Genomic DNA, 14,819 nt, shown 5'->3' on the forward strand with positions numbered 1-14,819 from the left:
TTCTTTCCGTCGGTACGGTCAGGGATTCCGGTCGGTGCCGCGAAGGTCGGCGGTGGCGATCCCGGTGGTCCTGGAGACGATCCGGCGGGCCGATCTCATCTCGTCGGCGACCCGGTCGGCGAGGTCGACGTCGTATACCGCGACGACGCCGGCCTGTCCCGCTTCGAGGGTCTCGCCGAGTTCGTCGACGTCGGCGCGTCCCATTCGGTCACCGGCATGTCCGAGCAGTGCACCGAGCGCCGTTCCGCCGGCCGTGGTGCCGACGAGGCCGATGCCCACCGGCGGGAAGAGTGCGGCCACCACTCCCGCGGCCAGACCCCAGCCGAGACCGATCGCCGCGCCGTGACGGGTGTGGTGCTCGTGCTTCTCGACGACGCGGACCTTCCCGTTCTCGTCCTTGACGATGACGGACGCGTCGAAGTCGTGGAACGGACGCACCTCGCGGTGGAGGCGTTCGAGGCGATCGAAGTCGGCCACGGCATCGTCGACGCGGTCGTATGCTGCAGCGCTCACAAGCAGCATGTCGTGCTCGTGCTTGCTCACGTCCTACCTTCCGATATCCGGAATCGCGGGCGGAAGAACGGAATCGAGAGTCGTAGGTTCGGAGAGTTCACGTTTCACCGCCTTCTCGACGAGGAGCGGAACGAAGTCTCGGACCCTGCTCGTGGCGAATCGGCGATAGACGCCGTGCACCGCACGTGCGATGTCGTCGGGAGGAACGAGCGGATATCGAACGATCAGGCGTTCGATCACCTGCTGGATCTGACGGAACTCGTCGTCACCGCTCATCGGCCAAGCGTGACGTCGGCCCCGAGATACGTCAAGGCTCGAAACGGCATCGGATGCACCGTTTCCGGGCACGATTCGGCAACACCTGCGGCACGTGGTGGCCGGTCCGCATTCATCGCTCCGAACCGATCGTTCTCCCACGAACGCGGGGTCGGAGGCGGACAATGGGTGAACGTCCGAGGGAGAACCGTGGGACACAAGACGGGGCACGAGAAGCACCGGAAGAGATCGCCGGAGAAGTCGCTCACCGCGCGTTCCGATTCCGGCGCTCTTCGTCCCCCCGGTCCACCGCAGCAGGGCGCATCGCCGGTCCGCGAACCCATGAAGAACAAGGAGTACCGTCGCCTGCTCCGTCCGTTGCACGCCGAACTCGTCGCCGTGCAGGAATGGGTGAGATCGTCCGGAGTTCGTATCTGCATCCTGTTCGAGGGTCGCGACACCGCAGGTAAGGGTGGTGTCATCAAGGCGATCACGGAACGAGTGAGTCCCAGGGTCTTCCGCGTCGTCGCGTTGCCCGCACCCACGGAGCGTGAACGGTCTCAGATGTACATCCAGCGCTACGTACCCCACCTGCCGGCCGGAGGTGAGGTCGTGATCTTCGATCGCAGTTGGTACAACCGCGCCGGCGTCGAACGAGTGATGAACTTCTGCACGGAGGAGGAGGCACAGCATTTCCTCCAGATGATCCCGACGGTCGAACGCGCGATCGTGGACTCCGGCATCATCCTTCTGAAGTACTGGCTGGAAGTGAGCCCGGAGCAACAGACGCTGCGCTTGCAGAGTCGCATCGACGATCCTCGCAAGACCTGGAAGCTGTCGAATCTGGATCTGGAGTCGTACACACGCTGGTACGACTACTCCCGGGCACGGGACGAGATGTTCCACTTCACCGATACCGGTTGGGCTCCCTGGTATGTCGTCGACAACGACGACAAGAAACGTGGTCGTCTCAACGTCATCGCCCATCTGCTCGACCGGATCCCCTACGAGCCGCTCGAGCGCCCCGATCTGGTTCTGCCGCAGCGGCAGGACGCCGATGGGTACACGGCACCGACCCAGCCTCTTCACTGGATACCCACGCTCTACTGAGGCTCTTCCGGTAGGGAAGGACGAACCGCGATGGCCACTACGAGATCCGGACCGGACCGAGCGAAGCATTTCGTCCCCGATCGGGAAGAACCGTCCTGGTATGCCACCGACGCCGCCGACGTGATCGCAGCGCTGTCCTCCGACGAACGATCCGGTCTCACCACGGCAGAGGCGGACGAACGTCGCCGACGCTTCGGACCCAATACGATCGTGTCCGAACCCGCACCGTCCACGTGGACGATCGCACTGCGGCAGGTACGGGATCCGATGAACCTGATGTTGATCGCCGTGACGGCGGTCAGCATCGTGATCGGGGAGATCTCCACCGCACTCGTCGTCGTCGTCCTGGTCGCACTCAATGTGGTGCTGGGCACGCGGCAGGAAGTGAAGGCCCGTGCGAGCGTGGACGCCCTCGCGAGAATGCAGACTCCGCAGGCGCGAACGATCCGCGACGGAGTGTTGAGCGAGATCGGGGCCACCGACCTGGTGCCCGGCGACATCGTGCAACTCGAAGCCGGCGACCTCGTGCCCGCGGACGGACGTGTGATCACGTCGGCGACGCTCGAGACGCAGGAAGCAGCGCTCACCGGAGAAAGTGCACCCGTTCCGAAGGACCCCGCGACCCTTCCCGTCGGTGACGTGCCCCTGGGCGATCGCTCCGACATGCTGTTCCAGAACACATCCGTCACTCGTGGTACCGCCAGGATGGTGGTGACGGAAACGGGCATGGACACCGAAATGGGCCGGATCGCGTCGATGCTCTCGGCCGTTGCTCCGAGCAAGTCACCGTTGCAACGCGAACTCGACTCGCTGACCCGGCTGCTCGGCGTCATCGCCTGGACCGCGGTTGCCGTCATCGTCGTCATCGGCGTGATCCGTGGGCAGGATCTGACCACGGTGCTGTTGCTGGGCATCGCCATGGGGGTGTCGGCGATCCCGACCGGACTGCCGACCTTCGTGCAGGCGATGCTCGCTTTCGGTGCCCGGCAGCTCGCCGAAGCGAAGGCCGTCGTCAAGAACCTTTCCGATGTCGAGACCCTCGGTGCCACGAACGCGGTCAACTCGGACAAGACCGGTACGCTCACGATGAACCAGATGACCGTGCGCTCGTTGTACTTCCACACCCGGTGGTACACCGTGGACGGTGAGGGATACAGCAAGACCGGGCGGATCACGCGTGCCGCCGGCGACGAGCTGCCCGATTTCACTCTTCTCGCATACGGATTGTGCCTCGACAGCGATGCCACGGTGTCCGACAGCGGAGTGGTTGTCGGAGATCCCACCGAGGCGGCTCTGGTCGTGCTGGCCGCCAAACTCGGCATCGACGCCCCGCTCACCCGCCGGTCGTATCCCCGCGTCGCCGAAGTGCCGTTCGACTCGGCGTACAAGTTCATGGCGACGTTCCATCACCTGCCGGTCGACGGTGCCACACGGTTCGTCGAGCTCGTCAAAGGCGCCCCGGACGTGGTTCTCGCGCAGTGCGGCAGCGCCTTTCGCCCTGGACGACGAGCGGTTCCGCTCGACGAGGTTCGTGACGACATCCTCGCGGCGAACCGAGCCCTGTCCGAGAAGGGACTGCGGGTCCTGGCGTTCGCGGCCCGTCTCGTCGACGGGCAGGAGGAAGCGGTGCGGATCGATCCGATGTCGTTCGTGGACGATCTCACCTTCGTCGGGATGGTCGGCATCATCGATCCGCTTCGGCCCGAAGCGATCGAGGCGGTGCGCACCGCGCACGCGGCAGGTATCGATGTCCGCATGATCACCGGCGATCATGCGATCACCGCCTCCGCGATCGGCGCCGAGCTCGGTCTCGGACCGGGCGTCGTCAGCGGACCCGACCTTCGTGCGATGCCCGACGAGGCTCTGGCGGCAGAACTTCCTAACCTGCACGTGTTCGGTCGGGTCACTCCCCAGGACAAACTCCGACTCGTCGATCTCATGCAGAAGGGCGGTGCGGTCGTCGCGATGACCGGGGACGCCGTCAACGACGCCGCAGCTCTGAAGAAGGCCGACATCGGAGTTGCGATGGGGTCGGGCAGCGAAGTGACGAAGCAGGCCGGAAGAATCGTGCTGACCGACGACAACTTCGGGACGCTGGTCACTGCGATACGCCTGGGACGCAACATCTACGAGAAGATCGTGTCCTACATCCGGTACCAGATGTCGAAGCTGTTGTCGCTCGTCCTGCTCTTCCTCGTCGCGAGCATCTTCGACATCAACGACGGCGTCGCCCTGACCCCGTTGATGGTGCTGTTCCAGCACTTCTTCATCACGTTGTTCCCGGTGGCCGTCATCATGCTCGACCCGCCCTCGCCGGATCTGATGAGCAAACCGCCTCGCGACCCGAACACACCGATCGCCAACAGGGCAGCCTTCGTGCAGTGGTCGTTCTACGGAACCCTTCAGTTCGCCGTCGCACTCGCGGCGATGCTCCTCGCTCCCGGTGAGATGAGCACGACGGAGCCGACCGTGGCGATGACGACCGCGTTCGTCGTATTGTCGTTCGGATCCGTTCTCGCAGGACTGTCCATGCGACGCGATCCGGAATCCGGATTCTCCGCGCCGATCGTGGGCGCCGTCCGGATCCTGGCGATTCCGGTGGTGGTCACGGTGTTCGCCGTGGAGTTGGGATTCCTTCAGGACCTCCTCATGACGACGTCGCTGACGGGTGCTCAATGGCTGGTCTGTATCGGCTGGTCGGTGATCATTCCGGTCGTGGTGGAAGCGGAGAAGGCGGTTCGACGTCGCCGACGCTCGCCGGACCTGTCGATTCCCGCGCCTGCGGCGGTTGCTCCTGCGCGGGCCCACTGAGGCGGGGTCATGCCGCGGATCGAGGGGCCGGGGGCGCTACCCGGAATCGCCACGGCTCGTGCCTACCGCCGTGAATGGTTGAGACCGGACATCACTGCCGGCCTCGTGCTCACCGCGCTGCTCATTCCGGCCGGGATGGGTTACGCCGAAGCGGCCGGATTGCCCGCCTATGCCGGGCTCTACGCGACCATCGTTCCGCTCCTGGCCTATGCGGTGGTCGGCCCGTCGAAGATCCTCGTCCTGGGCCCGGATTCCTCGCTCGCTCCGCTCATCGCTGCGGCCGTCCTTCCGCTCGCCGTTGCGGACGATCCGGAGAGCGCGCTGGTCTTCGCCGGGGTACTCGGCGTACTCGTCGGCGTGATCCTGCTCGTCGGAGGTTTCCTGCGCCTCGGCTTCGTCACCGAACTGCTGTCCAAACCGATCCGGCTGGGTTACCTGAACGCCATCGCCCTCGTCGTCATCGTCGGACAGCTTCCGAAACTGCTGGGCTTCTCGGTCGACGCGCCCGGTCTCCTCGGAGAGATCCGGGAGATCGCAGAGACCGTCGTGAACGGTGGGATCGACCCCGTCGCAGCGGTTATCGGGCTCGCCTCCCTCGCGGTCATCGTGGGCTTCCGCTTGTGGTTGCCACGGATCCCGGGAGTCCTGGTCGCGGTCGTCGCAGCCATCATCGCCTCTGCCGCACTCGATCTCACCGACGACATAGGGATGGTCGGTGCGCTACCCGACGGACTTCCGCTCCCGTCGTTCGGCGGTGTCGAGTGGTCGGACGTGGCCCGGCTCGTCGGACCGGCAGCCGGCATCGCGCTGATCGCCTTCGCCGACACCGGAGTGCTCTCCCGCACCTTCGCCGCGCGACGAGGCGAGAACGTGAACGGAAGCACGGAGATGAAAGCGGTGGGCGTAGCGAACATCGCCGGGGGACTGTTCGGAGGGTTCCCGGTCTCGGCGAGCGGATCCCGGACACCGGTCGCCGAGCAGAGCGGCGCGCGAACCCAATTCGCCTGCGTTGTGGGAGCGGTCGCCGTTCTCGTCTTCGTTCTCGTCGCTCCGGGGTTGACCACCTATCTACCCGATGCGACGCTCGGCGCCGTGGTGATCGTCGCCGCCACCGCACTGGTGGACGTCCGGGGAATGGTCCGGATGTGGCAGATGAGCACGGTCGAGTTCGGGCTGGCGGTCGCGGCCTTCCTCGGGGTCGCTCTGGTGGGCGTGCTGCAAGGCATCCTCGTCGCGATCGGTCTGTCCTTCGTCTCGGTGGTCGCGCGCGCCTGGCAGCCGTATCGCACCGAGCTCGTGCGGACCGCCGATCGTCCGGGATTCCACGACGTAGAACGTCATCCCGAGGGCAGTCGTATCCCGGGTCTGGTGATCGTCCGGTTCGACGCCCCGCTGTTCTTCGCCAACGGGGAGATCTTCGATCAGTACGTGCGGTCGGTGGTGGCCCGAACCGAAGCGCCTGTCGAATGGGTGGTCATCGCGGCCGAACCGATCACGGGACTGGACACGACCGCCGTCGACGAGCTCGTCGACCTCGACGCCTATCTGGAAGGCAACGGCATCCGCCTCGTGTTCGCCGAGATGAAAGGGCCGATCAAGGACCGGCTCATCAGATTCGGGGTGGGCGACAGATTCGACCCGAGCCGGTTCCATCCCACCCTCGAGGACGCGGTGGACGCCTTCATCGGCAGGACCGGTCGCGGCAACGATCAGGTCGTCGGTTGATCCTCGGTCGTCGGTCGGTCCTCCGGCGTGCGGGCCGGCCTGATCACCAGCTCGAGGGCGAGCAGTGCCAGAACCGCACCCAGCACGATGAACGCAACCACCAGCCCGGTGGGGTAACGCCAGAACATCACGAGCAGTGCAGCCACTCCGATGACGACCGCCCGGATTGCAACGCGGGCACGGAAGGCCGCTTCTTCGAAGGTATTCGGCGGGCGAGGCCGACGTAGCCGCTGGACGGCATCGAGGCCGCGGCCGAATCCGCGACGGACCGTCAGGGCGGAGGACGAGCCACCGGTGAGGTAGGCACCGAGAGCGATCACCAGTCCGAGCACCGCGACCGCCCGAAGGCTGGTCCGCAGCGGCACCAGCACCGCATCGATGATGGCGGCCGCCGCGTCCGGCGACAGGACGTCGGGCGGGACATCGTCGAGATACAGCGATCGAGCGATGATGAGCGCGACCGCCAGAACGAACATTCCCACCACCAGGGCGAGGCCCACGAAGGCGAGTGCGCGTAGGCGACGGCCGGGCGGCGCGACAGCGACTGCGCCGGCAGCAGCGGCGAGGGTGATCCAGGGCAGCACATCCGAAACGTTGTCGAGAGTGTTCACGGCCCGCTGCGCCCGGACGAGTTCCGGTGATCGGAACAGGACCAACTGCTTGTCGACGCTCGGGATCTTCTCGGCGAACGTGAAACCGCGGTCGAGAAGACGTCCCTTCACGTTGTCGATCACCGTGCCGAGCGAGATGCTCACCGTGCCCGAATCGTCGACCGTCACCGACGACGGTCCGAGGTTCCCGGTCACGACCGCGACCAATGCGTTGTGGGCGCCGCGGTGGGCCTGGATCCACAGATCCTCGAACTGCTCGCTCTGCACGAGCGACAGCACCGTCTCGTTGACGAAGTTCCGCGCCTGCCCGGTGATCACCGGTGCCAGTCCCTCGACGGCGCGGTCGACGCGCGGCGCGTTCTCCGTGGCCGGAACGGCATCGGTGAGAGCAGCCAGAGCATCGGTCGTCAGACCTTCGACGTCGACGCGCATGAAGATCTCGTCGGTGACGGAATTCGCGATCTGTGCCTGGATGGCGGGATTCGAGCCCAGTGGGGCGACGGTGGTCACGTACCGGTCGGTGTCGAGGATCTCGCTGCGCACGAAGCGTGCGGTGACCGAGAGGACAGCCAGAACCGCGACCAGCACGGTGAGCAGCGCAACCGCAGCCCAGCGCCATCCGTGTCTCGCGGGCCGCGGCTCGGGAGCGGGCTCGCCCTCGACGACGGCTCGCTCCCGAAGCGTGGCGACCTCCGCACGCAACCGATCGAGTTCGGCGCGTTCGTCGTCGTCCAGCCGGCCCGGTCGGGGCTCGTCACCGCCCGAGTCGATGTTCGTGGTCATCCCTGCATCGCCCCCTTTCGGGGCCGGATCCAGTATGCGCCGCTGCGGATCGCTCCGGCAGGAATTTGGACCCTATTCGCTTCAGAAGTGGCCGTCGGGCGGTCATACTCGACGGGAGGGGGATCTGTTCTCGACGACACCGACGGAAGTCGGCTCCCGGCTTCCGTGAACGATCTTTCATCGAAACGAGGCTCCAGGTGACCGATTCGGATATAGACGAGATGGGCCCGGTCGACTATCTCGTCATCGAATTCCCAGCCGACCGACCACCGAACGGCTCTGCGCTACCGCTGCTGCTCGACCTCGTCGAGCGAGGCATCATCCGGGTGCTCGATCTTGCGTTCGTCCGCAAGGACACCGACGGTTCGGTCACCGGGATCGACATCTCCGAGGTCGGACTCGAGGGAGAAGTCGACGTGACGTTGTTCGCGGAGGCGTCTTCGGGCCTGCTCGGCGACACCGACTTCGACGAAGCGGGGGCCGCGCTCGAGCCGGGCTGCTCGGCGGCCGTGCTCGTCTACGAGAACACCTGGGCTGCTCCACTGGCGCGGGCACTGCGTCGCAACGGCGCCGAACTCGTCGCATCCGGGCGTATCCCGGTCCAGAGCATCCTGGCTTCGCTGGAGAAGCTCGACGTCGAAATGTGAGTCGAGCGAACGAGATACATGAGGAGATCGACATGCCAGGACTACTCCGCGGGGTGGCTCGCACCGCAGTGGTAGCGGGGACGGCGACGGCCGTCTCCAACCGCGTCTCCCGTCGACAGGGAGAGCGATGGGCATCGCAGGGGCAGGCCGTCTACGGTCGTCCGGCGCAGTACGCGCCCGAACCCGAACCCGTGCCCACGCCTCCTCCGGCCGCCTCACCTCCGGGTGGAACGGACCGCATCGCCGCGCTGAAGGACCTCGCCGAACTGAAGGCGCAGGGCGTGCTCACCGAGGCCGAGTTCGAGAGGGAGAAGGCGCGAATTCTCGGATCCTGAAATACGAGTGCGGCATCCGGTGCGAGTGGCTACGACCGTTCCGACGCGACGATCGATGCGATGGGACCGGGCTCGTGGGCGACTGGAGGTGCACGGTACACCGGATCGGCGAGCCGGCCGACCGTCTGGCGAGGCTGTCGTTGGTGCTCGCGGACGAACTCACCTCGGCGGAGGTACAGGATCGTGCGCGTGCGCTCGCCCGTGAGCTCTTCGGGCACGACGTGGACGTCGGGGAGGTCGAGCCGGAGAACTGGTCGTCCCCACGGCCACCGTCCACCCGGTCACCGTCGATTCGGCCGCCGTCGACATGATGCCGTACCGAGGACGCACTGCATCGGTTGACGGAGAGCATGTTTCGTCCGGTACGTCTCCGACTTTTCTTTCCGATGCAGTCGTCACCGTGCTCCGGATGCGGAAGGCGCTGCACTCGAGCTCGAGGGAAGGAGTGCGGACGCAACGAGTCCGACGAGCCCGATACACGCCAGCACGATCATCGCGGCCGCATACGAACGGTCCGGGGTGGCGAGGCCGACGACGAGGACGGTACCTGCCACGGCGGTGCCCAGGGACGAACCCAGATTGGACACGCAGCGCGACAGGCCCGAGATCTCACCCTGCTGTTCCTCCGGGAACGCCGACTGCACGACGTTGACGGAGGGAGTGAGCATCGCACCCAGTCCGACGCCGATGAGCAACAGACCCGGGGCGAACGCCCATGCGCTGGTCCATGCACGCACCAGCAGGAGCAGAACCACGATACCGGCGAGGGTGACGACGAAGCCGCTCATGATGAGGGAGCGTTGTGAATGCCGGGCGGCCAACCGTTCGGCCAGCAGCGAGGAACCGAGGATACCGGCGGTCGCGGCGGTGAAGATGACGCCCGTCTCGATCGCGTTGTAGCCGCGGACCACTTGCAGGAATGCCGAGACGACGAACGCGACACCCATCAATAGCAGCCACTGGATGTTCTGGGTGACGAGCGCGAGATTCGACGTGCGATTGCGGAACAGGCCGGTCGACAGCAGTGGCACTCTGCCGGACCGTTCGAAGCGTCGTACGTGCAGGAAGAACCCCACGATGAGCAGGACTCCGATGCCGATGAGGCCGACGGACACCGCAAGCGCGTTGTCCGCCTGGAGAATCCCCATGACGACGCAGACGAGACCTGCGGCGGACAGGACGGCACCGATCCCGTCGAAGGGGGTGGTCGGATCCGGGGGAAGGGGATCCTCGAGTCCTCTGCTCAGAACGACGATGGCGGCGACGATCAGTGCCTGGAAGACGAAGGCAGCCCGCCAGTCGATCGCGGTGGTGATCAATCCACCGATCAACGGCCCCGCCGCGGCGCCGATCCCACCCATACCGGTGATCACGCCGAAGGCCCGTGCCCGGGACTTCATGTCGGTGAAGAGCATCGTCGTGAGGATGTAGACGGGTGGGATCAGCAGTGCGGTGCCGATTCCTTCGAAGATCGAGTTGCCCAGGATCAGGATTCCCAGACCCGGTGCTGCCGCACTCAGGAGGGCTCCCACGCCGTACAGGACGAGCCCGGCGACGAAGCATCGCTTGCGGCCCCATCGATCCGTCAGCTTCCCACCCGGAATCATGAACGCCGCCATGACCAGAAGGAACACGGTGATCGCGGTCTGGACACCCTGCACCGTGGTGTCCAGATCGACGCTGATGTCGTTGATCATCACGTTCATGTTCGAACCTGCGAAACTGCAGATGAACTGAGCGAGGGCGAGTGGAAGCAACATTCGCCGGATGGGGGCGGACGGTCTCGCCACCGGATTGTCGGTCATCTCGTACTTCCCGTCGCGAAGGACGTCGCCGAAACTCTGCACGTCATGATCCACCGCGGTGGTGCACAGTGGCGTCGACGAGTCGAAACCGTGACCTTGACCTCGCATCCGAGACCAGAGGAGGATCGAAGGACTCGACTCCTCTTCTCGCGGGGGTACCGCCATGCTTCTCGAGGACTACGGCTTCATCGGTGACCTGCAGACCTCCGCGCTCGTCGGCCGGAACGGTTCGATCGACTGGCTGTGCATGCCCGCCTTCGACTCCGGATCGTGTTTCGCGGCCCTGCTCGGCGGCCCGGAGCACGGACGCTGGCTCGTCGCGCCCGAGGCGGAACCCGTGGCGGTGAACCGCCGCTACGTCGACGGCACCCTGGTGCTCGAGACCGATTTCGAGACCGCGGACGGTGCCGTCCGCCTGATCGACTTCATGCCTCGCCGGGGGTCGGGTCCGCCTCGGTTGGTCCGCATCGTCCAGGGTCTGCGCGGTCGGGTGCCGATGCGGATGCATCTGTCCTTGCGTCCCGACTATGCGGCCGTCACTCCATGGGTCGAGGCGGTGGCCGACGGTGCCGTCGCGACGGCCGGCCCGGATGCCTTCCATCTGTGCACGACGGTGCCGTTGGAGATCCGTGCCGGGACCGTCGAATCCGAGTTCGTCGCCGTGGAGAGCGGCCGATACCGATTCGCTCTGGACCGGTACGCATCCTTCGAACCGGCCCCCGTCGTCGAGGATGCCGAATCCGCGCTCGCGCGCACCGTGGAGTGGTGGCGCGAGTGGACCGGTCGGTGCACCTACAAGGGGGCGTATCGCGACGAGGTGATCCGGTCTCTGATCGTCCTCAAAGGGATGACCGACGAGACGACCGGCGCGATCGTGGCGGCCCCGACCACCTCCCTGCCCGAAGCTCTCGGCGGGGTACGCAATTGGGACTACAGATACTGCTGGCTGCGCGACTCGGTGCTGGCACTCGAGGCGCTGCTCGCCGGCGGATACACCGGCGAGGCCCTGGCCTTCCGTGACTTCCTGCTCCGGGTGGGAACGGGTGATCCGGCCGATATCCAGATCATGTACGGGATCAGGGGCGAACGCCGGCTGACCGAGTTCGAGGTGGATCATCTGCCCGGTTACGAAGGGTCGGCACCTGTGCGGGTCGGTAACGCCGCTGCCGAACAGTTCCAACTCGATGTGTACGGCGAAGTCCTCAGCGTGGCGTACAAGGGGGCCGAGGCGCTCGGCAGGATCGAGGCGCGAATGTGGCCCCGATGGCAGGCGGTGATCGAGCACGTCGAGAGGATCTGGCGGGAACCCGACGACGGGATCTGGGAAACACGTGGTCCCCGCCGGGATTTCACACAATCCAAGGTGATGGCCTGGGTCGTCTTCGATCGTGCCGTCCGGCTCGCGGAGGGGTTCGGGCTCGACGCTCCTCTCGAACGGTGGAAGCGGACCCGCGACGAGATCCACGACGAGATCTGCGAACGTGGATACGACCCGGTCCGCGGCACGTTCACGCAGTACTACGGTTCCGCGGAACTCGATGCCAGCGTGCTGCTCATCCCGCTCGTCGGCTTCCTGCCTCCGACCGACGACCGGGTCACCTCCACGATCGACGCGATCCGGAACGAACTCGGTCGCGACGGCTTCGTATCCAGGTATTCCACGACGCACACCGACGACGGGCTTCCGGGAGACGAAGGTCAGTTCCTGGCCTGCTCGTTCTGGTTGGTGAGCGCGTTGGCGCTCAACGGCCGGGTCGACGAGGCCCGCGCATTGTTCGAGCGGTTGCTCGGACTCGCCAACGATCTCGGACTGCTCGCCGAGGAGTACGACGTGCAGGCGGGACGGCAGGTCGGCAACTTCCCCCAGGCATTCAGTCACCTCACCCTCGTCGGCGCGGCCTGTGCGATCACTGTCGCCGAACGGGCACAGGCAGTGGATCCGGTCGACGGAGCACCGGCCGTATGACCCGACGTCATCCGAATGTCATGTGTCCGTAGGCTCTTCACACAAATGCGTGCGTGCTGTATGTATCCTGTCGGCACCCACAGCCCGGATACGCCCCCACGATCGTCGGTGTCTGTCCATCGAACGAACTGCATTGGCACGCCGTGAAATCGGTAGAAATCGTACGAATGTCGCCGATTCGGCGTGGACACTTCCCCGGACCCGCCGGGCACGTTTCAATGACAGGTGCAGAGGGGCTGTCGGGAGCGCAGGGGATACGCTTCCGCGTCGCTGCTCCGTCGGGACAACGCGAACGGTGGCAGGGGAGCGACAATGGAACATGGTGTTGTGCTGTGGTTCGACGCCGGTCTGGGTCACGGGTTCATCCGTGACGACGACGGTACGGAGATCCTGGTGCACTACTCACAGATAGATGGGAGCGGCTACCGCTTCCTGACCGGTGGCCAACAGGTCCGTTTCGAGATCGGTTATGGGATCTTCGGTCGACATGCGGTCAACGTGCAGGTGTGCTGACATACGGGACGTTCGGATGGTGGGATCGGGAGATGGACACACGGGCGAACGAGTGGGCGGAGGAGACCCACCTCGCTGCTGCAGCTCCGACCGAGGAGCAGGTGTGGGCCTCGCGGGCCGCGATCGAGCGGGCCACGGGCGTGCTGATGGAGCGGTACGGACTCGATGCCGAACAGGCGAAGGAGACACTGGTCCAGGCGTCCCGTCGCGCCGATGTGCCGATGGTGCAGTTGGCAGAGGACGTGCTCACGTCCGATCGGGCGAGTGAACCACCTTCCATCAGGGAGGCCCTGGAGACCGCATCGACACCCTCGGCATTGCGGAAGGCCGTCGCGTTCATCGAGTCCGAAGCAGCACGTCCGATCAGACTGGCGGACATCGCGGCTGCCGCCGGAATCGGTCGCCGTGCCCTGCAGTACGACTTCGTGCGTCATCACCGGACGACGCCCATGCAATACCTGCGGTCCGTACGGCTCGCGCGAGCTCACCGGGATCTGCAGGCCGCCGACCCGAACCGCGAGACGGTCGCGTCGATCGCTGCACGGTGGGGCTTCTCCTCGCCCGGACGATTCGCGACGCAGTACCGGTCCGTCTACGGCCGGACGCCTCGTGTGACCCGGTCGGGCAGGCTGTGGTCCGATCGAACTACTGCCGATCCTGCAGAAAACGAATAGACTGCACCGGAAGCGAACCATGCGTTCGCTGTCGACTCTGCCGGCGGGGCGCGAGACTTCCGACGCAGGGGGTCGGATATGTCGATCTGCCCCGTCGGCAGTGGCTCGAGTACGCACAATCGGTCCCGGTGAAGGCATTTCGGCGTATGCTCAGGACATCGGTGATCGCCTGTCACCCCCCTGCACGGACGATTGCCGGCGCCGGGTGGATCAGAGGTAGGCCACTCGGGCGATGCCGAACCCTGTCGCCCATTTCCCCTGCTCGGGTGGCAGGGTTTCGGCGCGCCGCAGGTCGTTCGGCGCGCGGGCGTCATCACTTCAGCGGTCGGAATCCGGCCCCGTTCCTCGTGATTCGCCGGGATCGTCGTCGCCGTCGTCCACTTCGGGGAGGGACGCGGGGAGTTCGGCTGCATAGGGCGCACGGGGTGGCGCGATCTCGTCGAGGCGTTCGTTGATCGCGTGGGCGATCAGATCGTGCTGCACACGGGAGAGGGGAAGCAAACCGTTGAGATACGCCTCGATCTCCACCTTCCCCACCTCGCCGCCGAGGGCGAAGTAGCGGAGCCACAACTCCTCGACACCGAGCTCGGAAGCGCGGAGTGCAGCGAGGAGTTGCCGGCGATGCTCGCCGTCGGGAAGGTAGTTCATCGCGGCGTCAGACCGTCTCGGTGTGGGTCGACGCGACTATCTCAGCTGCCACCTCCCGTACGGCGATGCGTCGTTGCGAGGACAACTCCAGCAGTCGCTGCACGGCACGATCGGCATCGAGGTTCTCGCGCAGCATCACGATTCCTTTGGCGGTGGCGATCAGGTCGCGGTCGCGTAGAGCCTGCAGCAACCGCTCCTCGAGCGCTTCGGCTTCCGACAGGGTGTGCATGTTCGCCAGCAGGATCGCCGCCTGGTCGGCGAAACGTCCCAGGATGTCCTCACTGTCTGCTGTATAGACATGGGGGCGCGTGGAATACACCTTCAGCGCGCCCAGGGTCCGTCCCGCGTACTGCAGGGGAATGCTGAGCGACGCGCACATCCCCGCCTCCGCCGCGCGAGCGGACCACTCCGGCCAGCGGTGAC

Annotated in this window: 14 protein-coding genes and 1 pseudogene; 8 read left to right on the forward strand and 7 right to left on the reverse strand. The window is 65.8% G+C overall.

The genetic code is table 11. The features are described 5' to 3' along the window. Window positions 1-18: 18 nt before the first annotated feature. Both LPH33_RS05000 and LPH33_RS05005 read right to left on the reverse strand, forming a co-directional pair. Window positions 19-543: a DUF1269 domain-containing protein gene (locus tag LPH33_RS05000; protein ID WP_145693436.1), complete on the reverse strand. Its 525-nt coding sequence runs from the start codon at window positions 541-543 to the stop codon at window positions 19-21. Window positions 544-546: 3 nt separating this feature from the next. Then, window positions 547-789 carry a three-helix bundle dimerization domain-containing protein gene (locus LPH33_RS05005; RefSeq protein ID WP_145693435.1) on the reverse strand — a complete coding sequence of 81 codons (243 nt, stop codon included), beginning with the start codon at window positions 787-789 and terminating at the stop codon, window positions 547-549. A gap of 189 nt (window positions 790-978) precedes the next feature. Here LPH33_RS05005 and ppk2 point away from each other — a divergent pair, with 189 nt between their 5' ends. Genes ppk2 through LPH33_RS05020 form a run of 3 tightly spaced genes read left to right on the forward strand, consistent with a single transcriptional unit; the run spans window position 979 to window position 6,414 of the window. After that, the gene (ppk2, locus tag LPH33_RS05010) at window positions 979-1,878 is read left to right on the forward strand and encodes a polyphosphate kinase 2 (RefSeq protein ID WP_088897774.1); all 900 of its coding nucleotides are present in this window, start codon (window positions 979-981) and stop codon (window positions 1,876-1,878) included. A gap of 30 nt (window positions 1,879-1,908) precedes the next feature. Then, on the forward strand, window positions 1,909-4,689 hold the full coding sequence (locus LPH33_RS05015) for a cation-translocating P-type ATPase (RefSeq protein ID WP_229567318.1): 2,781 nt from the start codon (window positions 1,909-1,911) through the stop codon (window positions 4,687-4,689). Window positions 4,690-4,698: 9 nt separating this feature from the next. Continuing rightward, on the forward strand, window positions 4,699-6,414 hold the full coding sequence (locus tag LPH33_RS05020; RefSeq protein ID WP_229567319.1) for a SulP family inorganic anion transporter: 1,716 nt from the start codon (window positions 4,699-4,701) through the stop codon (window positions 6,412-6,414). Here the strand turns inward: LPH33_RS05020 and LPH33_RS05025 are convergent. Continuing rightward, on the reverse strand, window positions 6,399-7,808 hold the full coding sequence (locus tag LPH33_RS05025) for a hypothetical protein (RefSeq protein ID WP_229567321.1): 1,410 nt from the start codon (window positions 7,806-7,808) through the stop codon (window positions 6,399-6,401). The two genes, LPH33_RS05020 and LPH33_RS05025, sit on opposite strands and share 16 nt — an antisense overlap. Window positions 7,809-8,005: 197 nt before the next feature. On the opposite strand from LPH33_RS05025, the gene LPH33_RS05030 reads away from it, so the two are divergent. Both LPH33_RS05030 and LPH33_RS05035 read left to right on the forward strand, forming a co-directional pair. Beyond that, a complete protein-coding gene (locus LPH33_RS05030) occupies window positions 8,006-8,455 on the forward strand; it encodes a DUF6325 family protein (protein ID WP_033096760.1) in 450 nt (149 codons plus the stop codon). A gap of 32 nt (window positions 8,456-8,487) precedes the next feature. After that, a complete protein-coding gene (locus LPH33_RS05035; protein WP_088897863.1) occupies window positions 8,488-8,790 on the forward strand; it encodes an SHOCT domain-containing protein in 303 nt (100 codons plus the stop codon). Window positions 8,791-9,185: 395 nt separating this feature from the next. Here LPH33_RS05035 and LPH33_RS05040 read toward each other — a convergent pair whose 3' ends face one another. Beyond that, entirely contained in the window at window positions 9,186-10,637 is a 1,452-nt protein-coding gene (locus LPH33_RS05040; protein ID WP_229567323.1) for an MFS transporter, read from the reverse strand. Window positions 10,638-10,758: 121 nt separating this feature from the next. On the opposite strand from LPH33_RS05040, the gene LPH33_RS05045 reads away from it, so the two are divergent. The 3 genes from LPH33_RS05045 to LPH33_RS05055 all read left to right on the forward strand — a co-directional run bounded on the left by LPH33_RS05045 (window position 10,759) and on the right by LPH33_RS05055 (window position 13,748). Next, on the forward strand, window positions 10,759-12,561 hold the full coding sequence (locus LPH33_RS05045; protein WP_229567325.1) for a glycoside hydrolase family 15 protein: 1,803 nt from the start codon (window positions 10,759-10,761) through the stop codon (window positions 12,559-12,561). Between the two features lie 312 nt (window positions 12,562-12,873). After that, entirely contained in the window at window positions 12,874-13,074 is a 201-nt protein-coding gene (locus LPH33_RS05050; protein WP_033096757.1) for a cold-shock protein, read from the forward strand. A gap of 32 nt (window positions 13,075-13,106) precedes the next feature. Continuing rightward, on the forward strand, window positions 13,107-13,748 hold the full coding sequence (locus LPH33_RS05055; protein WP_229567327.1) for a helix-turn-helix domain-containing protein: 642 nt from the start codon (window positions 13,107-13,109) through the stop codon (window positions 13,746-13,748). A 318-nt stretch (window positions 13,749-14,066) separates the two neighbouring features. Here the strand turns inward: LPH33_RS05055 and LPH33_RS05060 are convergent, their stop codons facing one another. From LPH33_RS05060 to LPH33_RS26810, 3 genes and pseudogenes are all read right to left on the reverse strand, one after another. Next, window positions 14,067-14,396, reverse strand: coding sequence for a hypothetical protein (locus LPH33_RS05060; protein WP_160873827.1), 330 nt, complete (start codon window positions 14,394-14,396; stop codon window positions 14,067-14,069). A gap of 7 nt (window positions 14,397-14,403) precedes the next feature. Continuing rightward, a complete protein-coding gene (locus LPH33_RS26805; protein WP_261380119.1) occupies window positions 14,404-14,625 on the reverse strand; it encodes an ANTAR domain-containing protein in 222 nt (73 codons plus the stop codon). An 18-nt stretch (window positions 14,626-14,643) separates the two neighbouring features. Beyond that, window positions 14,644-14,799: pseudogene (locus LPH33_RS26810) on the reverse strand (GAF domain-containing protein); the annotation flags it as partial. Window positions 14,800-14,819 lie beyond the last annotated feature (20 nt).

Source organism: Rhodococcus sp. RDE2, assembly GCF_020885655.1.
In the GTDB taxonomy this organism is placed as follows: Bacteria; Actinomycetota; Actinomycetes; order Mycobacteriales; family Mycobacteriaceae; genus Rhodococcus; species Rhodococcus pyridinivorans.